The sequence below is a fragment of the Hymenobacter frigidus genome (genome assembly GCF_014640435.1).
GTDB classification, from domain to species: domain Bacteria; phylum Bacteroidota; class Bacteroidia; order Cytophagales; family Hymenobacteraceae; genus Hymenobacter; species Hymenobacter frigidus.
The window spans coordinates 146,425-167,313 of record NZ_BMGY01000003.1; the positions used below are offsets into that span (position 1 = coordinate 146,425).

Annotated in this window: 16 protein-coding genes; 9 read left to right on the plus strand and 7 right to left on the minus strand. The window is 61.2% G+C overall.

Going from position 1 to position 20,889, the window contains the following annotated elements; translation table 11 throughout:
* The first annotated feature begins 70 nt into the window (after positions 1-70).
* Entirely contained in the window at positions 71-1,528 is a 1,458-nt protein-coding gene (gene gatB, locus IEW17_RS02645) for an Asp-tRNA(Asn)/Glu-tRNA(Gln) amidotransferase subunit GatB (RefSeq protein ID WP_188560465.1), read from the plus strand.
* Between the two features lie 137 nt (positions 1,529-1,665).
* Complete coding sequence (locus IEW17_RS02650; RefSeq protein WP_188560466.1) at positions 1,666-2,787, plus strand: TlpA disulfide reductase family protein; 1,122 nt, start codon at positions 1,666-1,668, stop codon at positions 2,785-2,787.
* A 90-nt stretch (positions 2,788-2,877) separates the two neighbouring features.
* Here the strand turns inward: IEW17_RS02650 and IEW17_RS02655 are convergent, their stop codons facing one another.
* The 5 genes from IEW17_RS02655 to IEW17_RS02675 form a co-directional block, all read right to left on the minus strand.
* The gene (locus IEW17_RS02655) at positions 2,878-3,654 is read right to left on the minus strand and encodes a hypothetical protein (protein ID WP_188560467.1); all 777 of its coding nucleotides are present in this window, start codon (positions 3,652-3,654) and stop codon (positions 2,878-2,880) included.
* A gap of 91 nt (positions 3,655-3,745) precedes the next feature.
* The gene (locus IEW17_RS02660; RefSeq protein WP_373286150.1) at positions 3,746-4,264 is read right to left on the minus strand and encodes an acyl-CoA thioesterase; all 519 of its coding nucleotides are present in this window, start codon (positions 4,262-4,264) and stop codon (positions 3,746-3,748) included.
* 168 nt (positions 4,265-4,432) lie between these two features.
* Entirely contained in the window at positions 4,433-6,610 is a 2,178-nt protein-coding gene (locus IEW17_RS02665; RefSeq protein ID WP_188560468.1) for a M43 family zinc metalloprotease, read from the minus strand.
* A gap of 155 nt (positions 6,611-6,765) precedes the next feature.
* A complete protein-coding gene (locus tag IEW17_RS02670; RefSeq protein WP_188560469.1) occupies positions 6,766-8,979 on the minus strand; it encodes a M43 family zinc metalloprotease in 2,214 nt (737 codons plus the stop codon).
* Positions 8,980-9,116: 137 nt separating this feature from the next.
* Entirely contained in the window at positions 9,117-9,728 is a 612-nt protein-coding gene (locus tag IEW17_RS02675; protein WP_373286151.1) for a protein-L-isoaspartate(D-aspartate) O-methyltransferase, read from the minus strand.
* Between the two features lie 212 nt (positions 9,729-9,940).
* Here IEW17_RS02675 and IEW17_RS02680 point away from each other — a divergent pair, with 212 nt between their 5' ends.
* The 6 genes from IEW17_RS02680 to IEW17_RS02705 all read left to right on the plus strand — a co-directional run bounded on the left by IEW17_RS02680 (position 9,941) and on the right by IEW17_RS02705 (position 16,388).
* Complete coding sequence (locus IEW17_RS02680) at positions 9,941-11,362, plus strand: sugar transferase (protein WP_229748771.1); 1,422 nt, start codon at positions 9,941-9,943, stop codon at positions 11,360-11,362.
* Positions 11,363-11,455: 93 nt separating this feature from the next.
* Positions 11,456-12,613, plus strand: a complete 1,158-nt coding sequence (gene mnmA / locus IEW17_RS02685; protein WP_188560470.1) for a tRNA 2-thiouridine(34) synthase MnmA — start codon at positions 11,456-11,458, stop codon at positions 12,611-12,613.
* A gap of 47 nt (positions 12,614-12,660) precedes the next feature.
* Positions 12,661-13,452, plus strand: coding sequence for a hypothetical protein (locus tag IEW17_RS02690; protein WP_188560471.1), 792 nt, complete (start codon positions 12,661-12,663; stop codon positions 13,450-13,452).
* A gap of 38 nt (positions 13,453-13,490) precedes the next feature.
* Positions 13,491-15,188 carry a S8 family serine peptidase gene (locus IEW17_RS02695; RefSeq protein WP_188560472.1) on the plus strand — a complete coding sequence of 566 codons (1,698 nt, stop codon included), beginning with the start codon at positions 13,491-13,493 and terminating at the stop codon, positions 15,186-15,188.
* Positions 15,189-15,332: 144 nt separating this feature from the next.
* On the plus strand, positions 15,333-15,647 hold the full coding sequence (locus IEW17_RS02700) for a hypothetical protein (protein WP_188560473.1): 315 nt from the start codon (positions 15,333-15,335) through the stop codon (positions 15,645-15,647).
* Positions 15,648-15,797: 150 nt separating this feature from the next.
* Positions 15,798-16,388, plus strand: coding sequence for a riboflavin synthase (locus tag IEW17_RS02705; RefSeq protein WP_188560474.1), 591 nt, complete (start codon positions 15,798-15,800; stop codon positions 16,386-16,388).
* Between the two features lie 347 nt (positions 16,389-16,735).
* Here IEW17_RS02705 and IEW17_RS02710 read toward each other — a convergent pair whose 3' ends face one another.
* Both IEW17_RS02710 and hemF read right to left on the minus strand, forming a co-directional pair.
* Positions 16,736-17,353, minus strand: a complete 618-nt coding sequence (locus tag IEW17_RS02710; protein WP_188560475.1) for a phosphatase PAP2 family protein — start codon at positions 17,351-17,353, stop codon at positions 16,736-16,738.
* A 138-nt stretch (positions 17,354-17,491) separates the two neighbouring features.
* Positions 17,492-18,412 carry an oxygen-dependent coproporphyrinogen oxidase gene (gene hemF / locus IEW17_RS02715; RefSeq protein ID WP_188560476.1) on the minus strand — a complete coding sequence of 307 codons (921 nt, stop codon included), beginning with the start codon at positions 18,410-18,412 and terminating at the stop codon, positions 17,492-17,494.
* Between the two features lie 152 nt (positions 18,413-18,564).
* On the opposite strand from hemF, the gene IEW17_RS02720 reads away from it, so the two are divergent.
* Positions 18,565-20,766: an alpha-ketoacid dehydrogenase subunit alpha/beta gene (locus IEW17_RS02720; RefSeq protein WP_188560477.1), complete on the plus strand. Its 2,202-nt coding sequence runs from the start codon at positions 18,565-18,567 to the stop codon at positions 20,764-20,766.
* Positions 20,767-20,889 lie beyond the last annotated feature (123 nt).

A 20,889-nucleotide genomic window follows, 5' to 3' on the forward strand; every position in this document is an offset into this window, starting at 1 on the left:
GGAGATGCCGGGCGGTGCGGCGTTACCTTTAAGGCCAAATAATCCAGTACCACCCCCGCTTTTTAGTAAGATGGACGAAGCTACCCTTGCCAAATACCAGCCCGTAATCGGCTTGGAAGTTCACGCCCAGCTGCTCACGCACAGCAAGATGTACTCGGCCGACGAGAATGAGTATGGCGTGGCCCCTAATACCAATCTGTCGGTCATTACCCTCGGCCACCCCGGCACTTTGCCCAAGGTGAACCGCACGGCCGTGGAGTTTGCCATGAAAATGGGCCTGGCCACCAATTGCCAGATTCGGCGCGACAACCTGTTTGCGCGCAAAAACTACTTTTACCCCGACCTGCCCAAGGGCTACCAGATTACCCAGGATAAGACGCCGATTTGCCACGACGGCCACCTCGACGTGCGCCTGCCCGATGGCACCACCAAGCGCATCGGGGTCACGCGCATTCACATGGAGGAAGACGCGGGCAAATCGATGCACCTGGCCGGCGAAACCGAAACCCTGGTGGACCTGAACCGCGCCGGGGTGCCGCTGATTGAGATTGTGAGCGAGCCTGATATTCGGACCGGCGAAGAAGCTTACGCCTACCTCACCGAAATCAAGAAGCTGGTGGAATACCTCGGCATCTGCGATGGCAACATGGAGGAAGGCTCGCTGCGCTGCGACGCCAACATTTCGGTGATGCTGCACGGGTCCAAGGAGTTCGGTGTGAAGGTGGAGGTGAAAAATATGAACTCCTTCCGCAACGTGCAGCGCGCCATTGCCTACGAAGTGGAGCGCCAGATTGCCATCATCGAAGCCGGCGAAGCCTTGGACAGCGAAACCCGCGGCTTCGACGCGGCCACCGGCACTACTAACGGCCAGCGCAGCAAGGAAACCCTCAACGACTACCGCTACTTCCCGGAGCCGGACTTGCCCCCGCTCATCATCTCCGACGAATGGCTGCACCGCGTGGCCGCCGAGCTGCCGGCCCTGCCGCAGCAGCTCTACTCGCGCTTTACCGGCGAGCTGGGCCTGAGCGATTACGACGCGTCCGTGCTGGTCGACCAGAAGGAAGTAGCCCTGTTTTTTGATGACCTGGCCCGTCTCACGCCCAATGCCAAAGCCGCCGCCAACTGGGTGATGGGCCCCGTGAAGTCCTACCTCAACGAGCGCGCCCTCACCATGGCCGACTTCCCGCTCGACGCCGCCCAGGTGGCCGGTATTATCGAGCTGATTGACGCGGGCAAGCTGAACTACTCAGTAGCCAGCAAGCAGCTGTTTCCGCACCTGCTGGAGCACCCCACGGCCAATGCCACCGGCGCGGCCGAGAGCCTGGGCCTGCTCACCCAGGCCGATAACGGTGAACTGGCCGGCCTGGTGCAGCAGGTACTAGACGCCAACCCGGCCAAAGTAGCCGAGTACCGCGCCGGCAAGAAGTCGCTCACCGGCATGTTTATGGGCGAGCTTATGAAGCTGACCGGCGGCAAAGCCGACCCCAAGCTGGCCAACCAGTTATTGCGCGCCGGCCTGGACGGCTAGGTGAGCAGTACGTCGTGCTGAGCGATGTCGAATTGGAGGTCGCTCAGCTGGACAGGTCATTTTTGGAACAATAATTTCTCCGGCCCGCGTTAGGCCTTTTTACGCACAGGCTCAAGCTTATGCCACAACCCATCACCATGATAAAATCTGTTTTCCTGGCCGCCACGGTGCTCGGCATGGCCAATGCCTGCCAGAACGCGGTTGCGGCCGATGGCTATGAAGTTTCGGGCCAGCTGAAAAACGCCCCGGCCGGCACGGTCGTCCACCTGTCGGAGCTCACCGCCAACCAGTTTGTGGAAAAAGGCCAGACTAAGACCGATGCTAGTGGCAACTTTACGCTCAAGGGCACGTCCGCCACGCCCGGCATCTACCAGTTGAAGCTGGACGAGGCCAACCAGGTGCTTTTGCTGCTCGACAACAAAACCCGGGTGCAAGTTGGCGGCGACGCCAAAAGCCTGCCTGCCACCTACACCGTGAAGGGCAGCAAAGACGCCGAAGTGCTGCGTCAGCTTTCGCAGGTGATGGAAGGCAGCAAGGGCCAGCTCGAAAGCGTGGGCAAGCGCTACAACGCGGCCGGGCAGGCGGGCAAAACCGAGGAAATGAAGGCTATCGAACAAGAATACTACACCATCCAAGGCCGCAACACGGCAACTATGAAGTCGCTGATTCGGCGCAATTCTACCGCCTTGGCGAGTGGCTTCGCGGTTGGGGCGTTCATGAATCCTGAGGAGCAATTTCAGTTTGTTGATTCGGTGAACACCGTGCAGCGCAAGGCCAATCCCAACTCGCCCTTCGTGAAGGAGCTGACGGCCCGCCTGGAGCCCATGCGCGCCACCGTGCAGGGCGCCATGGCTCCGGATATCAACCTGCTGACGCCGGAGGGCAAGAAATTGGCCCTAAGCAGCCTGCGCGGCAAATACGTACTCATTGATTTCTGGGCCAGTTGGTGCGGCCCCTGCCGCCAGGAGAACCCCAACGTGGTGCGTGCTTACAACCAGTTCAAGGACAAGGGAAAGGGCTTCACCATCTACTCCGTGTCGCTGGACCAGGACAAGGGCAAATGGGAAAAAGCCATTGCCGCCGATGGCCTCATCTGGTCCCACGTATCGGACCTGGCGGGCTGGAACAGCGTGGCCGGAGCCGCTTACGGGGTGAAATCCATTCCGCAGTCTTTCCTGTTGGACCCGCAGGGAAAAATCATCGCCAAAAACCTGCGTGGCGAGGCGTTGGCGGCCAAGCTGGCCGAAGTGCTCAAGTAGCAGCGATTACCGATTTCAAACGCAAAAGGCGCGGCTTAACTAAGCCGCGCCTTTTGCGTTGTTTGCCGTTCGGCAGCGCGTTGCACCGTTTCAGGCTTTGCCAAACATGCGTTGCAGGCCCGGCCAGAGGCGTTTTTTCAGGCTGACATCATACTCCACCAAATCAACGGTGGCGGAGGCCAGGTAGGAGAGACCCAAGCCGGGAAACTGGACTGGCTCATAAATCTGGGTATTGCGGATGGTGACATCCAGCAGGTTTTTGCCGAAGGCGATGATATCAGCCGCTGCCAGTTCTTTGCGCAGGTTAGCCAAGGCTACCGGCAGTTCCGCTTCCACGTTCACCAGCAGCACGTCTTCCATTACGTAGCCCAGTGCCTGCAGCATCTTGTTGAGAAACACGTTGCGATGCAACCGCAGGAATTGTTCGTGCGGCATCCGGAACAGCAGCACTACGCCCTGCATGTTGTTACCCAGCACGCTGAACGGCGTGAGCAGCACCGGCGGTACCGCGGGCGTTGCGGGAAAAGCAGCGCCTGCAGCAACGGGTGCTATCGCCGCCACCGCAGGCGCTGGACTAGCCACCGGCACTAGCTCTTTCGCCACCAGGCGCTCCAGTCCCGCCGAAGGCTTGCTAAAGGCCATGGACGGTTGGCTCGATAGCCGGGAAGGGGCCACAGCTATGGGGGCTAAGATGGGGGCTGCAGCCGGTGGTGGGGTGGGACGTGCCGGTTCGGCGGGGGTAGCTTTTGCCAGGGGCACTTGCTCCGCAACTGCGCTGACAACGCCCGCAGCAGCCGGCTCGGCCGGTATGTAGAGCGTCACGTCGGTGTAGAAATTTTCGAGAAAAGCCAGCTTTTTAGCAGTCATGACGGAGAAAGCTTGATTGTGGAATCGAAACGCGGTACCTGAAGCTACCAAGATACTAATGGCTTACCGGTACCTAAAATAAGCGTCCGGACTAATCCAGTGCAAACAACGCTTTCAGCTCCTGGGCCTCGGCGGGCTTCATTCGGCCGGCCAGCACCAGGCGGAGCTGACGGCGGCGCAAGGCTCCGTCGTAGAGCTTGATTTCCTCATCGGTTTCGGGCAGAGCTTCGGGTACATCGATGGGCCGTCCGGCTTGGTCGACGGCTACGAAGGTGAAAAAGGCTTCGTTGGTTTTCAGCTTCGTGCCACTGGGAATATCCTCGGCCCACACATCGATGTGCACTTCCATGCTGGAACTGAACGACCGCGTCACCTGGGCCTGCAGTGTGACCACGTTGCCCAGCCGAATGCTGTCGCGGAACGACACGTTATCGACCGAAGCGGTGACCACAATGCGGTTGGAGTGCTTTTGGGCGGAGATGGCGGCGGCGATGTCCATCAGGTGCATCATGCGGCCCCCCATCAGGTTATTGAGGGTGTTGGTGTCGTTGGGCAGCACCAGCTCGGTCATGATGACGAAGGAGTTGGAGACGGGTTTTTGCTTGCGCACGGTGTAGTTTGGGTAAATGGTAAGCGGCCGGCCCAACCGAATAAACCCCGGTAGCCTTGGCACAAAGGTACGGCCGCTAACAGGCCAGCCGAAAGGCTACAAAAAAGCCCCAACGGTACGCTGGGGCTCTCGAACCGTGAGAAAGCTTGCTGGTGAAAAGGCCGTAGCTTATTCCACCGTCAGCTTGCTGCTGTACGTTTCGCCGTCGAGCGAGATACGCACCACATAAATGCCGGCTGGCAGCGTGCGGCCAGCGGCCAGCAGAGGCAGGGTTTGCTGGCCGGCCCCGTAGGTCTTGGCTGGCAGCGTGAGCACATCGCGGCCGAGCAAGTCGGTCAGGCGCAGCTGGATTTTGGTGCTGGCCGTCAGGTTCACGTGCACGGCCGTGGCGTTGGTCATCGGGTTGGGGTACACGCTTATGCCCCGGCTGCTCAACGCATCGGCCTTGGTGGCCAGCGGGCTGCTGATGCGCAGGTTGTCCAGGTAGAAGTTGTTGCCCTGGGGCGAACCGTTCACTATTTGCAGGCGCAACTTAAACAGGCCGCTGCCCTGGTACTGGCTTGGAATCGGCACGGTAAGGTCCTGCCACTCGCTGCTGGATGCGGGCGTGTAGCCGTCAATCGGCGTCAGGCCCTGGGTGGAAAGGGACGCCGGGTAATATACTGTGGGGAGCGACCAGGTAGTGCCGCAATCACTGCTGAACGAAATGCGCAGCTGGTCGTTGGCGCCGGCCGTGCGAAGGGCGTAAGCGCGGGCAAACGTCAGCACTGTGCCCGCCGAAGCCGAAGCTAAGTTGATGTTGGGCGAAACCAACGTCGTGATGGTGCCAGCGGGGTAGCTGCGGTTGCTCACTACTAAATACGCACTGCCAGTGGCCGCCGAAAAAGCCGTCTGTCGGCGCCAGGCAAACGAGCTGGAAGCCAAGCCCGTACTGGTGACACCAGCCGTTTCGTAGTTGCGCAAGGAAGGGGCCGCAAAAGTATTGGGGAAGTTACTGTCCTCGAATGACTCAGCGTAGGGAGCCGTCTCGCCCCCGGTGGGGCCCTCCACGCGGATGTAATCCGTGCGGGTTGACGTGCTGCTGCCCACACCGTTGGACACCGTTTCGGTCACCGGGTAAATGCCGGCCGTGGCATAGCTCACCGTGACAGTAGGTCCGGTGGCAGTAGCGGGCGTGCCGCCGGGAAACGACCAGCCATACGTGATGGTACTACTAGTCGCGGTGGTGTTGTAGGAGTAGTCGCGCAGCGTGACGGGGGTATTGATGCAAACGCTGGTTCCCGTGATGGCGGCAAAAGCCGCGATAGGAGCACAGTTGGGAGCCACAAAACCATCGGTGGTACCGGTAGAAACCAGGTTCGCCGGGGTGGTGAGCCCCGTGCGGATGGTGTTGAGCACGTTGCGCATCAGGGCTTTCTGCCCTTGGGTAAACATGGTGGGGCAGGACGCGTAATCCATAAAATTCTGCACGTTGGCCAGGGTGGCGCAGGGCGAGTAGCTCAGGTCGCAGTTAAAAGTGCCATCGGTCGGCGGCGTGTCGGCCACGAAGTCCGTGCCGCTGCAGTTGCCGGTGCCAGGATTGTTGGTTTGGCCCCAGGGGTGCGACAAACCGAAATAGTGGCCGATTTCGTGAGTGGCCGTGCGGCTCAAGGCGCGGCTGGGGTTGCTGGTGCCCTGGTTCCCGAACCAGTCGCCGCGCACCACGAAGCCATCGCGCTGGGGCGTCGAGTTCTGCGGCAGGTTGGAATAGCCCAGCACAATGCCCCCCGCCGACGGGGTTCCGATGCTGCCGACCACCCAAATATTGAGGTAGCGGTCACGGTCCCAAATGGATACGGCCTGCACCGAGCCACTCTGGTTGTCATTAACGAGGTTGGGGGCGTAGTGACGGGTAATGCCCGTGGTGCAGCTGCCATTGGGGTCCACTTTGGCCAGCCTGAACTGGAAGCCCAGCGAGGCCGCAATTGGGCGGAACGGCGCTACCGTATTAGCCGTGTCGGCGTTCTGTTTCTGATAGTCAATGTTAAGTTGGTTAATAGCGCTGGCAATCTGTTGGTCACTAATGTTATTAGCGCCGCCAGAATGAATGACGTGGACTACCACTGGGATAGTCACATCGGGCGTGGCAGCCATGCCGCGCTGCTGCAGGCTCATGGTAGCCAGTTTTTGGTAGAGTGCCTGCTGCGCTTCTCTGGCACCCGGGTGCTCGGCAAAGTAGCGCTCCTGCTCGGCTACGGCCCCGCACCAATTACGGCCGCGCTCACTGGCTACATTTTGAGCGCTAGCTCCTAAACCCATCAGGGCCAGGGCTAGAGTCAGCACCGAGGGTAAAACTTTTTTAAACATATGGAGATGTTGGGGGAATAAAATGCCGGAAAAGGAGGAAGGGGGGAAACGGGTGGTAAACTCAAAAGCGGATTTAGCCAACGGATACGGCGCTCACCACTACCGGACTTATCAAAAACACACACGCTACAAGGTCAACTTCAGGAATAATTTCCTTATTCTACCACGAGCTTAGTGGCCCAACGTGCAGTTGCTGAGCGCAGTTCAATCAGGTAGATGCCGGGCGCAGGGCGCGGGGCACCCGCCAGCAGGGGCAGGGTTTGGCGGCCCGCCCGGCCCTGCAGGCGCGTGGCGGGCCGCACCAGGCGGCCCAGCACATCGGTCAGGCGCACTTCGACCATCCCCGCGAGGGGCAGCGTGAATTCTATTGCGGTTTCAGCCGTGAGCGGATTGGGAAAAACGAGGAGCGGGGCGCCCGCCGAATTGCTGCCGCGGCTGGCCAGCGTCGTGGCTGCCCCGATGGCCAGTTTGTCGACGTACAAATTATTGCCGCCGTTGCTAATCAGCTGCAAGCGGACCTGAAAACGGCTGGTATAGTAGCTGGCCGGAATATCCAGGCGCAGCTGCTTCCAGTCGGCGGCGACTTTAGGCGTGAAGCCGTACACGCGCAGCGTGTCGCGGGTGTTCAGGTCGCCCGGAAAGTAGTTGCGCTGATTCAGCCAAGTCAGGCCGCAGTCGGTGCTGAACTGCACGCTGAGGTAGTCGTTGGTCGTCACGGGGCGCAGGGCGTACGACCGGTCAAACGTGAGCACGGCCGGGTTGGCGGCCGAGTAGCCGCTCAGGTTAATGTTGGGCGAAGCAATGCGCGTTTGGGTGCCCAGGGGAACCAACGAATTGCTTACCGTGACGCAGGCGTTGCCATCGCTCGATTGCAGGCCGCCGGCCACGTTCACGACGCGCCGCCAGCGCGCCGCGCCCAGCGTGGAGCTGGACGACGCCTCCCAGTTGCGCAGGTCAGGAACCGCGAAGTTGAGCGGGAACGCGGCCGCCTCGAATGATTCTGCCACCGGGCCAGCCAGGCCCGCGTTGCCTCCGGTCACTTGCATCAGGCCGGCGCGGGTGGCGGTGCCACTGCCGCCGGCCGTGGTCACGGTCAGCGTTACGCCGTAGATGCCGCCGTTGGGATAAGTTACCACCGGGTTGGCCAGGGTGGAAGCAGCGGGTACGCCGCCCGGGAACTGCCAGGCGTAGCTCGCGCCACCGCCCGTGAGGGCAGCGTTGTAGGAGTAGTCGGTAAACGCTACGGACGAGCCTTCGCAAACCATCGTAGCCGCGGGCCGAAACGCCACTATCGGCGCGCAGGGGCCGCCCGCGAAGCCGCTATTGGTACCCGTAGCCAGCAGGTTGGCCGGGGTGGTGAGCTGCTGCCGGCAGCTCAGCTGGAGCGAAGCCCGCATCACGGCGCGCTGGCCCAGCGTGAACATGCGCGAGCAGCTCGCATAATCCATGTAGTTCTGGGTGTTGGCCAGCACGGGCTGGCCGGTTTGCGGGTCGGTGCAGGGCGCGAAGGCCAGGTTGCAGCCGCTTTGGGCCCCGGTGGTGGTGGGCGTATCGGCAATGCCGTCGCTCAGGCCGCAGTTGCTGGGCAGGCCCGGCGTGTTGCTGCCGCCCCAGGTGTGGGGCAGGCCAAAGTAGTGGCCAATTTCGTGGGTCATCGAGCGCACCGCCAGGTTGCCACCGCCCGAAGTGCCGATGCTGCCAAACTGGACGTTGCGTATCACAATGCCGTCCACGCTGCCGCCCGAGCAGGGCAGGTAGGCGTAGCCGCCGGCCCCGTTGGCACTGGTGCAAATCCAGACGTTCAGGTACTTGCCCTGGTCCCACTTAATGAGGTTCTTCACCCGGTCGTCGCCGATGCTGGTGTCGGTGGAGTACGTGCGGGTGATGCCCGTGGTGCAGTTGCCGTTGGGGTCCAGCTTGGCCAGCTTCATCTGGAAGCCGACGTTGGCATAGCGGGCCCGAAAAAACGGGATGACATCGGCGGTGTCGCGGTTGGTCTTGCTAAAATCCTCGTTGATAACCCGCATGGCATCCAGCACCTGCGCATCGGAAATGTTGCTGCTGCCGCCGTTGTGAATGATGTGCATCACCACGGGTACTGTCACATCGGGGGTGGCCAGCAGGCGGGCCTGGGCGGCGGGGCTCATCTGAGCTACTTCCCGCAAAAACGCCTTGTAGGCCTGTTCCGCGCCCGGCTGCCGGGCAAAGGCCGCCTGCTGGGCACTGTCGAAGGCGCAACGCAGACCGGTGCGGTGTTCGGGGTAGGCGCGGGTCACGCCTTCGGGCGTTTGCGCGGTGGCCGCGTGGGCCAGGGTTATCACTCCAACTCCCAGCAACCAGCGCCGGGAAGCGCGTAACATTTTCAGCATAAACAGAAAAAAAGTGTGCTTGCTTCTTGGCCGCCAGCGCGGGCTTACTGCCCCGCGCCCTTTGGCGTGGGGTTCCCCGGCGGGGCCTAACAAGAAGCAAGTTACGCGGTCATCGCCCGGCCAGCGCCATCGTGAATTCAGGTCGGCCAGCCCCCGGCCCCGAGCAAGGGCACAAACCGAAATTCCTCAAACTCCTCGCGCACGAATGCTTCCGGCCCCTCACGGGTCACGCGCACCATGCGTTGAGATTGGCTGTCGCCCACCGGAATCACCAGCCGACCACCTACGCGCAACTGGCGCAGCAAGGCCGGCGGCAGGCCCGGCGCGCCGGCCGTGACCAGAATGCCATCGAAGGGCGCGCGGGCGGGCAGGCCCAAGGTGCCGTCGCCGCAATACAAACTAGCTCCGCCCGCGCCCATGGCCGCCAGCCGCTGTCGGGTGCGCGCAAATAGCACTTCGTTGAACTCAACGCTGTCGACGTGGGGAGTGAGGCGCAGCAGCACCGCGCACTGGTAGCCCGAGCCCGTACCGATTTCCAGGACGTGGTCGGTGGGCTGCACGCCCAGGAGCTGGGTTTGGAAGGCCACCGTGTAAGGCTGCGAAATAGTCTGGCCCTCGCCAATGGGAAAGGCCTTGTCCTGGTAGGCGTGGGTTTCGAAGGCCGGCTCGAAGAACAGGTGGCGCGGCACGGCCCCCAGCGCCGCCAGCACCGGCTCGTTGTGAATGCCCTTTAGGCGCAGCTCGCGCACCAGCGCCCGCCGCTGGCCCTGGTGGCGGTAAGTGTCCGGAAGTGGTGAGATGGCGTGCAGATAAATGAGTGAACAAAAAGGAGGGAGCGAGGCGCGAGTGAAAAAATCGCCTCTTTGCCAATGTCAGCGTCCGACAACTACCCGCAGGCTCATACCTTTGCCAGGTGCGGTGCTCCTCCACAGGCCGCGAAAATACTACCCAATTTGTCGTTTTGCAGCTAATTCGCCGCTTTCAGTACATCAAGCTCGTGGCTGCCGACTTTGGCGCGGCGCTGGTAGCATGGATGTGTTTTTACCTCGTTCGCAAATATTTGCTCAACGAACTGACGGGCTACCGGTTCACCGAAGGTGCCTTGTTCGACCTCACGGGTTCGGCCGTGTTCATCGCCGTATTCTGGACCGTGCTCTACACGCTGGTGGGCGAATACCGCGATATCTACCGCAAGTCGCGCCTGGCCGAAATCATCCGGCTGGCGCGGGTGTCGGTACTCGGGGCAGTGGTCATCTTCTTCACGCTGCTGCTCGATGACCAAGGCGTAATGAACTACCGGGCTTATTATAAGACCTTTACGGCATACTACCTGCTGCATTTCTTCATCACGGCCATTTTGCGCACCTGGGCCGTGAGTAGCGTGCAGCGTCAGATTTATAAGGGCCGGATTTCATTTCCCACGCTGCTGGTGGGCTCCAATGCGCTGGCTTTGAATACCTTTCACGAGTTAGCTCGTACCAGTCGCCACCTGGGCCTGCGCCTGATTGGATTCACGCCCGTGGGCGATACCGTGGACCCTGAGCTCGCGGCGGAGCTGCCCGCCAACGGCCCGTACCAACGCCTGCCCGCTCTGGTGCGCGCGCTCAAAGTCGAGCAGATTGTTATTGCCCTCGAGCCCAGCGAGCACCGGCTTATTCAGGATATCCTGGCGCTGCTGGAAGGCACGCCGGCCCGCGTGAGCATTCTGCCCGACCTCTACCAGATGCTGCTGGGCTCGGTGAAGGTGAACCACTTATTTGGCACGCCACTCATCGAAATCAAGCAGGATTTGCTGCCGGTGTGGCAGGCGGTGCTCAAGCGGGTGATTGACGTGGGGGGCTCGGCGCTGTTTCTGGTCCTGGCCTGGTGGGTGTATGCCTTCACGGCCGTGATGGTGAAACTGTCCTCGCCCGGACCGGTATTTTACCGGCAGGTGCGAATCGGACGTAATGGCCTGCCGTTCAATATTATCAAGTTTCGCTCGATGTTCACCGACGCTGAGAAAACGGGCCCGGCCCTGAGCTCGGACTACGACCCGCGCATCACCAAGTGGGGCCGTTTCATGCGCAAGGTCCGCCTCGACGAGCTGCCCCAGTTCTGGAACGTAATAAAAGGCGACATGAGCATTGTAGGTCCGCGTCCGGAGCGCCAGTTTTTCATCGACCAGATTGTGAAAATCGCGCCCCACTACCGCCACCTGCACCGCGTGCGCCCCGGCCTCACCTCGCTGGGCCAGGTGAAATACGGCTACGCCGAAACCGTGGCGCAGATGGTGGAGCGGCTCAAATTCGATATTCTCTATATCGAAAACATGAGCCTGGCCATGGACTTCCGGGTCCTGCTCTACACGCTGAAGATTATCATGGAAGGACGGGGTAAGTAGGGTTGAGGATGACCAACGCTTCCTTCTTTTAGCACGCGTACCTTTGCCAGTGCCGGCCGGAACCATTCAAGCTCCGGGCGAATTGCACCACTTATGAATACCGAAGTAAAAGGACGCGTACTCGTCGCGATGAGCGGCGGAATCGACTCCAGCGTGGCCGCCGTGCTGCTGCACGAGCAAGGCTACGAAGTAGTCGGAATGACGATGAAAACCTGGGATTACGCCAGCGCCGGCGGCTCCAAAAAGGAAACCGGCTGCTGCTCGCTCGACAGCATCAACGATGCCCGCGACATTGCCGTGCAGCTCGGTTTCCCGCACTATATTATTGACATCCGGGACGAGTTCGGCGATTTTGTCATCGACAACTTCACCGATGAATACCTGGCCGGCCGCACGCCCAACCCTTGCGTGCTCTGCAACACCCACATCAAGTGGGACGCCCTGCTGCGCCGCGCCGACCAGCTTGGCTGCGAGTTCATCGCCACCGGTCACTACGCCAACATCCGCAAGGATGCCGAAACCGGCCGTTTTGTGGTGAGCAAGGGCTTCGATGAAAACAAGGACCAGAGCTATGCCCTGTGGGGCGTGAGCCAGGCCAGCCTGAGCCGCACGCTGTTCCCGCTGGGTGGCATGCGCAAAACCGAAATCTATGACGAAGCCCGCCGGCGCGGTTTCACCGAGCTGGTGAACAAGCCCGAGAGCTACGAAATCTGCTTTATTCCCGACAACGACTACCGGGGTTTCCTGCGCCGCCGCGTGCCGGGCCTGGAAGCGCGCGTGGCCGGCGGCAACTTCGTGACCAAAAACGGCCGCGTCATTGGCAAGCACGAGGGCTACCCGTTCTACACCATCGGGCAGCGCAAGGGGCTGGGCGTGGCGTTGGGCTACCCCGCATTTGTGCTCGAAATCCGGCCTGATACCAACGAAGTGGTGCTGGGCAACTACGAAGAGCTGGCCAGTACGGCCACGGTAGTGGGCAAGCTCAACATGGGCAAGCAGGCCAACCTCATCGGCCAGGGCCTGGTGCCGGCCGTGGTGAAAGTGCGCTACAACCACGACGGCGCCCCGGCGTTTCTGGAAGAAGTGGACGGCAAAATTCGCGTGTATTTCGAGGAGCCCGTGCACGCCATCACGCCCGGCCAGGCCGCCGTGTTCTACGACGGGCCGGACGTGCTGGGCGGCGGTTGGATTGAACGCCACGTAATCGGGGAATTCCCCTTACCTTTTACCGCTGCGGAAGCGACCCACTAGCGCTTTTTGCCCGTTTCTCCCCCTTCTTTCCCGCGCTTATGTTCCGGATGCTATCAACCTTAAATCAGTGTTTCAACGCTCGTCACTTCGCCTTTGCCGCCGCGGCATTGGGTCTGAGTCTGACGGGCTGTAAGGACACTGTGGAAGTATTGCCTGACTCGGGCACCGACTACTACCCGGTGGCAGTGGGCAACTTTTGGGTCTATGCCGTGGCTGATACTACCTGGAGCCTGGCTTCGCAGTCGACGCCCAGCGTGCGCACGGCCAGCGCCTTCCAGTTCAAGGAAACCATCACGGAAATCATCACCGACGCGGCCGGCCAGAAAGCCTACCGCCTGGTGCGGGCCAAGCGCCTGACCCCGGCCGATGCCTGGCGCAACGACAGTGTGTTCATTCTCAGCGCCAACTCCAAGTTCGTGACGCTGAACCGCAACAATGCCCGCACGCTGGAACTGGTTTTTCCGGTGAAGGAAGGTCGTTCGTGGAATTTTAATGCCTTCAACAATAACTCGAACGACACCATAACAGCCGAAACCCGCCAGTACAGTCGCATTGGGCAGCCATTTACTTCAAGGGTCGTGGCTGGCAATCCGGTCATTACGTACCCCGCCACGATTACAACCGAGAACACGGGCACGGCCAACCAGAATACGCTCCTTAAGATTCTTAACTACCAGCAAGTATTTGCCAAAAAAGTAGGGCCGGTACATCGCCGCCGCCGTTACTTGCTTCCTTTTAATTACACAGATTCACGTAATGGCAACCAGATTTACATTCCGGGTTCGTACTTCAGCGCTTCCGTCCGGCACGAAACTCTGATTGATTACGGCCCACGCTAACGCCACGGCGCTCACTCCTTTCCTACACGTTGCATACTATGGTTTTCTCTGCAAAAAAGTGGCTGGCTGCGTTTTCGATGGTAGGAGCGTGGGCTGCGCTGGCGGCCGCACCGGCCGCGGCTCAGGGTACGGTGCGGCGGCATTTGGTGTATTTCCGGGATAAAACGGGCACGCCGTATTCGGTAGCGCAGCCGCAGGCGTTTTTATCGGCCCGGGCCGTTGCCCGTCGCAGCCGCCAGGGCATTGCCGTGCTCCCGCGCGACCTGCCCGTAAACCCTGCCTACGTGAACCAGATACGCGGGCTAGCGGGCAGTCCGCGAGTACTATACACCTCGCGCTGGTTCAATGCCGCGGTAATTTCCTGCGATTCGACCACGCTCACCCGCATTACGCAGCTGCCCACGGTGCGCCGGGCCAGCACGCTCAACCGCCAGCTGGTGGCCAAGCCCGTGCCGTCGGCCCCCGTGCAGGTGCCCGATGTGGTGGCCCGCGGCACCCAGGCCACCCGGGCCCAATACGGCTCGGCCTACCGCCAGAACCTGCAAATCGGGGCCCTGGCCATGCACGACGCGGGTTTCCGGGGCGAGGGCATGCACATTGCCGTATTCGATGCCGGTTTCCCCGGGGTAAACCAGATTTCGGCGCTACAGCCCCTGTTTCTGCAGCAGCGGCTGGTGAGCACGCGCAATTTCGTGGATGGCGGCACCAGCGTGTACCTGCGCAACCCACACGGTACCAACTGCCTGTCGACAATGGCGGGCAACCAAACCGGGTTCTACATCGGTACCGCGCCCAGGGCATCGTATTCGTTGTGCATCACGGAGGACACCGGTTCGGAACACCCCGTGGAGGAAGCCAACTGGCTGGCGGCGGCTGAATTCGCCGATTCTAGTGGCGTCGATGTTATCAGCTCCTCACTTGGCTACACCACTTTCGACCCGCCCTCCGTTTCCTACACCTACGCCGACATGAACGGCCGCAACGCCATCAGCACCCGGGCCGCTACCATGGCCGCCCGCGTTGGTATGATGGTGGTGAATGCGGCCGGCAACGAGGGCGACGACCCCTGGCACTACATCTCGGCGCCGGCTGATGCCGATTCGATAATGTCGGTGGGAGCAGTCGACTCGTTGGGAAGCCACGCTTTTTTCAGCTCTTACGGCCCCACGGCCGATGGGCGCATCAAGCCGACCCTGGCGGCCATGGGCTTTGCGGCCGCGGTGCTTTCAGCCAATGGCTCGGCTTTCCGGGGCAGCGGCACTTCCTATGCCTGCCCCATTTTGGCGGGCATGGCGGCCGGGTTCTGGCAGGCCAACCCCACGCTGACGGCCCAGCAGGTAATTGCCGCCCTGCGCGCCACGGCTTCGCAAGCCAACAATCCCGATAACGTTTTGGGGTATGGCATTCCCAACTTCCTCACGGCCTATAACGTGCTGCACCCCAATGCGCCGCTGGCCACAACCGCCCGCCAACTGAACAGCGGCGAACCGCTGGGAATCTTCCCAAATCCCAACAAGGATGGCCCACTTACCCTAGTGCTGCCCGTGGTGCTGCGCGGCCATGCCCTGCGCCTACGGGTGTTCGATGCCCGCGGAGCAGTAGTGGTGCAGCAGGAGCTGCCCGCTGGCAGCAGCGGGGAGGTTCCGTTGCGGCTGGGGCGCTTAGCCAAGGGCGTATACACCTGCGAAGTAAGCGGAAACAGCACTCGGCGAACGGTCAAGTTTGTGCAGCAGTAACTACTGTTGAGAAGATTAAGAAAGGGTGCTTCGCGGCACCTTTTTTTATGTGGTTTTAGCGGGATATACGCTTGCGTATGAGGTCGTTTTTTTGTAATTTTAAAGCCTCAACACACCCCATTTTAGTGCAGTAGAATGTTGCAAATGATGATTACCAAGCGCATCGGGCGCCGCCAGTTTCACTTCACGGTGCAGGGCAGTAACTTTCACGAAACCGTGGCCGAATACGACCGACTCAGCTTTCCCGACGTGCCCACCTGCGGCCTTTGCGGCTCCGATAATCTGGACCTGACCAGCCGCGTGTCGCAGGACAAGTTCAAGTACACTTCCGTGAAATGCATCGACTGCCGGGGCGACCTCACGTTCGGCAAAACGCAGAAAGACGACCAGACGGTTTTCCTGCGCCGCCGCGAAAACGGCGACCTCGATTGGAAGGCCCTCGACAAAGCCGACAAATAATCTTTTGGCCGCTCCGTCGGTTATTCTTCCGTCAACGCGAACGGCACTCCGGCTTCAGGGTGCCGTTCTTTGCGTTTGGAAGCAGCGCGGCCATGGTTTGAGCCCGCCTGACGTTCTGAAATTTGCATAATCCGACTAACTCCGCTATTCATGTTCACTGGAATTATTGAGGCTTTGGGCACCATTGTGGCCGTTGAAAACCAAGGTAGCAACCGCCATTTCACCGTTTCCTCGCCCTTCGCGGCCGAGCTGAAGATTGACCAGAGCGTGGCCCACGATGGCGTGTGCCTGACCGTGGTGGCCGTGGATGCCGCCGCCGGTACGCACGTTGTCACGGCTATCGACGAAACCATGCGCGTGACCAACCTGGGCCAGTGGCAGCCCGGCCGCCACGTTAATCTAGAGCGCTGCCTGGCTGCCAACGGCCGCTTTGACGGCCACATCGTGCAGGGCCACGTCGACGCCACGGCCACCTGTCTGAGCGTGGCCGACCAGGCCGGGTCTTGGCTGTTTCGGTTCGGCCACGCGCCCGGCCCCGGCCGCCTCACCGTCGAAAAAGGCTCTATTTGCGTGAATGGCACCAGCCTTACCTGTTTTGAGAGCACCGATGAAGGCTTCACGGTCGCCATCATTCCCTATACGTACGAACACACCAGTTTTCAGCAGCTCAAAGCCGGGGAAACCGTAAACCTGGAATTTGATATTGTGGGCAAGTACGTGGCCAAGCTGCTGGGCCGGTAGCGGGTTGGGTTTACAGTTCGATAGCAACCGTTTAAGCAGTCGCGCACAAGTAACCGTAGTCAACCAAAAAGAACGTCATTCCGAGCTTGCCGAGGAATCTTGCCGGAGTCATCCGCGCCGCCCACTGGCGCGAGCGAGATTCCTCGGCAAGCTCGGAATGACGTTCTTCTTTATCCGGTTACTTATGCGTGGGCACTTAGCACCTTAAAATTTCTGTCATCCTGAGCGCCGCGAAGGACTTTACCACCGCTTGCCAGAATCAAACTGGCGTAGTGGTGGTAGGGTCCTTCGCGGCGCTTAGGATGATAAATGCTTAAAAAACCGAACCACTGAACAGCCGCAGATTACTAGTCAGGCTTAGGTAATGCCCCGTCGGACTGGCGGTGGCGCATACGCACAAATAGCGTGGCCGCGCCCCAGCCCAGCAGCCCGCCCACGGCGGCGCCACCCAGCACATCGGCTGGATAATGGGCTCCCAGGTACATGCGACTGTAGGATAGCAGCGTAGCCCACAGAATCACCAGCCACTTCAGCGCCCGAAAACGCTTGGCCGGCAATGCCAGGGCTAAAAAAACCGCTAGGGCCACCGAGTTGGCCGCGTGCGACGACAGAAAGCCGAACTGCCCGCCGCAGCCATCGGGCAGGTGTAGCAGCTGGGCCAGCTGCAAATCATGACAAGGGCGAAGGCGCGCAAACAACGGCTTGAACAAGCGGCTGGTGATGCTGTCAGCCAGCGCTACGGCCATAATAATCAAGGGCAAAACCAGCAACGCTCGCTGGCGGAAATAATAAATCAGCCAGCCAATGAGCAGCGCATAGGCCGGAAACCACACCGTGCGGTTAGAGGCGAAAACCATAATGGCGTCCACCACCGGCGTGTGGGCCCGGTTGATGGCCAGCAGGAGTTGGCGGTCGAGGGCTTGGAGGTAATTAAAAATTAAAAATTGAGAATTAAAAATGGGCATGATGGCAAGCCGGCGCGGCCGGGTTTCTTAATTCTCAATGAGGTAATTAAAAATTAAAAATTGAGAATTAAAAATGGGCACGATGGCAAGCCGGCGAGGCCGGAATTTTTGATTTTTAATTCTCAATTTTTAATTGATTCAGCCCAGCCAGTCTACGCCTTTGCGGAGCCAGCCCAGGGTATTCGCCTCGGGCGTGCCGGGCGCGGGCGGGGCGGGATTGTAGGCCCAGCCAGTGCGCGGGGGCAGGCTCATGAGAATGGATTCGGTGCGGCCACCGGTTTCGAGGCCGAAGCGGGTGCCGCGGTCAAAAGCCAGGTTGAACTCGGCGTAGCGGGCGCGGCGCTGGCTTTGCCAGGCTTCTTCGCGCTCGGTGTAGGGCAGGGCATGGTTGGCGGCCATCAGGCCGGTGTAGAACGGGCCGAACAGCTCGGCTACGTCGCGCATAAAGGCGAATAATTCTTCGGCGGTACCGTCCTGGCCCACCGTCAATCGGTCGTAGAAAATGCCGCCCACGCCCCGGGTTTCCTGGCGGTGCGGGAGGTAGAAATAATCGTCGGCCCAGCGCGTGAACTTGGGGTAGTAGGCCGGGTTGTGGCGGTCGCACACGGCGCGCAGCTGCGCGTGGAAGGCGTGGGCCTGGGCCTCGTCCACGTAAATCGGGGTCAAATCGATGCCGCCGCCGAACCAGGCTTCGCCGTTGCCGGCCTCGAAATAGCGCACGTTCATGTGGATGATGGGCACGCGCGGGCTGCGCGGGTGCAGCACCACGCTCACGCCGGTGGCGTAGAAATGCGGGTCGGGCATGTGCAGCTGGCGGGCGGCGGCCTCGCTCATCTCCCCCCAGACGGCCGAGCAGCCCACGCCGCCTTTTTCGAGGATGCGGCCGTTTTCCAGCACTTTGGAGCGGCCACCGCCGCCGCCTTCGCGCTGCCAGGTATCAGTAAGGAAAGTGGCCGGGCCAGCATCGGCGGTTTCGAGCTGCTGGCAGAGGCGGAGCTGGAAATCAGCCAGCCAGGCTTCAATTTCGGGGCGAGTGGTAGGGGAGGAAGCTGGGTTCACGAACTGTTGGCCGTAAGGGGCCCGGCAGAAATACCCTGCTCGGGAACCCGGAAGAGTGCGCAAATGAAGCGCAAAGCGGGATTATGGTGAGGCAAAGATACAGACGAGGGCGCGGGGCGTACTTTTGTGGAATCACCCGCTCCGTGTTTCCGATGTCCGATTTTGCAGCGCCCGCCGCTTCCGATACTGCTGACTTTTCCAATACCCGCGTGGCCGCTGCCGCTGCGGCTGCCGCCGTGGCCTTCACTACGCCCGCTGCTCCGGCCTCATTCCCGGCCGCTGATACCGGCTTGCTTACCCGCGCTTACCACCTGATGCACACCGCCGCCGAAATGGCCGCGCTCTACGAAGAGAAGAAAACCGTGGCCTCGCGCTACGTGCACGCCACTGCCCGGGGCCACGAGGCCGTGCAGCTGGCGGCCGCCTTTCTGCTCATCGAAACCGACTACGCCGCGCCATACTATCGCGATGATGCCCTGCTGCTGGGTCTGGGCCTGCGCCCGTATGAGCTCATGCTGCAGCTGCTGGCCAAGGCCGATGACCCGTTCAGCGGTGGCCGAACCTATTATTCGCACCCGTCGCTGCGGCGGGCCGGCATCCCGGTTATTCCGCACCAGAGCTCGGCCACGGGCATGCAGGCCATTCCGGCTACGGGCATGGCCCACGCGCTGGCTTATTTCGAAAGCCAGGGGCTGAATTACCCGCGCAATGGCGAAGCGGGCGTGCAGGCCGCCAGCAGTAAGCCCGTGGTACTGTGCTCCATTGGGGACGGCGCCATGACGGAGGGCGAAGTGGCTGAAGCCCTGCAAATGGCCATTTTGCATCAATTGCCCATTATTTACCTGGTGCAGGATAATGACTGGGGCATCTCGGCCACCGGCCGCGAAATGCGCGCCATGAATGCCTACGAGTTTGCCGCTGGCTTTCCCGGCCTGCGCCGCATTCAGGTGGACGGGGCCGATGTGGAGTCGTCGCACGCCGGGCTGGCCGAGGCCTTTGCCCACGTGCGCGGCCGGCGCGGCCCGGTGCTGGTGCACGCCAAATGCCCCTTGCTGGGCCACCACACCAGCGGCGTGCGCCGCGAGTGGTACCGCAACGACTTGGTCTCGCACCAGGAGCAGGACCCGCTGCCCCGCTTGCACCAGCGCCTGTTAACGCTAGGCGTGGCCGAACAGAAGCTCGATGAGCTGCGGGCCCAGGCCCGTGCCACCGTGCGGGCCGACTGGACTCAGGCCCTGGCGGCCCCCAATCCCGACCCCGCCACCTTTGCCGACCACGAGTTTGCCCCAACGGTCGTGACGGCCGAAGCGGGCGAGCGCAGTCCCGCCGGGGCCGAAAAAACCCTGATGGTGGATGCCGCGCTGCACACGGTAGACGATATTTTGCGGGAGTTTCCGGAGGCCCTGTTCTACGGGCAGGACGTGGGCGGCGAGCTGGGCGGGGTGTTCCGCGAGGCGGCGCTGCTGGCCAAGAAGTACGGCGATTCCCGGGTATTCAATACGCCTATTCAGGAAGCCTACATCGTGGGCAGCACGGCGGGAATGGCGGCGGTGGGGGCGCGGCCCATCGTCGAAATTCAGTTTGCCGACTACATCTGGCCAGCGCTCAACCAACTGGTTGAGGAGTTATCCAAGTCGTGCTACCTCACCATGGGCAAGTTTCCCATTCCGGCCCTCATCCGGGTGCCGATTGGGGCCTACGGCGGGGGCGGGCCCTACCATTCGGGTTCTATCGAGAGCACGCTGCTCACCATTCGTGGCATCAAGGTGGTGTACCCCAGCAACGCAGCCGATATGAAAGGCCTGATGCGCGCCGCCTTCCTCGACCCCAACCCGGTGGTGATGCTGGAGCACAAAGGCCTGTATTGGAGCAAGGTGCCCGGCACCGAAGAGGCCAAAACCATTGAGCCCGCGGCCGGCTACGTAATTCCCCTGGGAAAGGCGGCCATTGCGCAGGCTGCCGATGCGGAGAAGCTGCGCCGGGGCGAAACCGCGCTGGTTGTGACCTACGGCATGGGCGTGCACTGGACGCGGGCTGCCAGCCGCGACTTTCCCGGCCAAATCGAAATCCTCGATTTGCGCACCCTTAATCCGCTGGACTTTGAGGCCGTTGAGGCGGCCACCCGCCGCCACGGCAAGGTGCTCGTCCTCACCGAAGAGCCGTTGATGAACAGCTTTGCGGAAAGCCTGGCCGGGCGCATCCAGCGCCACTGCTTCGAAGTGATGGACGCGCCGGTGTTCACTCTTGGGGCAGCCAATCTGCCCGCCATTGCCCTCAACGTGGAGCTGGAAAAGCAAATGCTGCCCAGCGCCGCCAAAGTAGCGGTGGCGTTAGCAGAATTACTGGCGTATTAGCGAGCGGAAGCGTTTTGTCATCCTGAGCTTGCGAAGGACCTTCTCACCGGCGAACAGTTTACAGTAGCTCAACCGATGCGAGCGTGAGAAGGTCCTTCGCAAGCTCAGGATGACAGCCGCTCC

Bases quoted from the DNA above. Each gene is read 5' to 3' on its own strand.
- gatB (WP_188560465.1), top strand. From the start codon at position 71: ATGGACGAAGCTACCCTTGCCAAATACCAGCCCGTAATCGGCTTGGAA.
- IEW17_RS02650 (WP_188560466.1), top strand. From the start codon at position 1,666: ATGATAAAATCTGTTTTCCTGGCCGCCACGGTGCTCGGCATGGCCAAT.
- IEW17_RS02655 (WP_188560467.1), bottom strand. From the start codon at position 3,654: ATGACTGCTAAAAAGCTGGCTTTTCTCGAAAATTTCTACACCGACGTG.
- IEW17_RS02665 (WP_188560468.1), bottom strand. From the start codon at position 6,610: ATGTTTAAAAAAGTTTTACCCTCGGTGCTGACTCTAGCCCTGGCCCTG.
- IEW17_RS02670 (WP_188560469.1), bottom strand. From the start codon at position 8,979: ATGCTGAAAATGTTACGCGCTTCCCGGCGCTGGTTGCTGGGAGTTGGA.
- mnmA (WP_188560470.1), top strand. From the start codon at position 11,456: ATGAATACCGAAGTAAAAGGACGCGTACTCGTCGCGATGAGCGGCGGA.
- IEW17_RS02690 (WP_188560471.1), top strand. From the start codon at position 12,661: ATGCTATCAACCTTAAATCAGTGTTTCAACGCTCGTCACTTCGCCTTT.
- IEW17_RS02695 (WP_188560472.1), top strand. From the start codon at position 13,491: ATGGTTTTCTCTGCAAAAAAGTGGCTGGCTGCGTTTTCGATGGTAGGA.
- IEW17_RS02700 (WP_188560473.1), top strand. From the start codon at position 15,333: ATGATGATTACCAAGCGCATCGGGCGCCGCCAGTTTCACTTCACGGTG.
- IEW17_RS02705 (WP_188560474.1), top strand. From the start codon at position 15,798: ATGTTCACTGGAATTATTGAGGCTTTGGGCACCATTGTGGCCGTTGAA.
- IEW17_RS02710 (WP_188560475.1), bottom strand. From the start codon at position 17,353: ATGCCCATTTTTAATTCTCAATTTTTAATTTTTAATTACCTCCAAGCC.
- IEW17_RS02720 (WP_188560477.1), top strand. From the start codon at position 18,565: ATGTCCGATTTTGCAGCGCCCGCCGCTTCCGATACTGCTGACTTTTCC.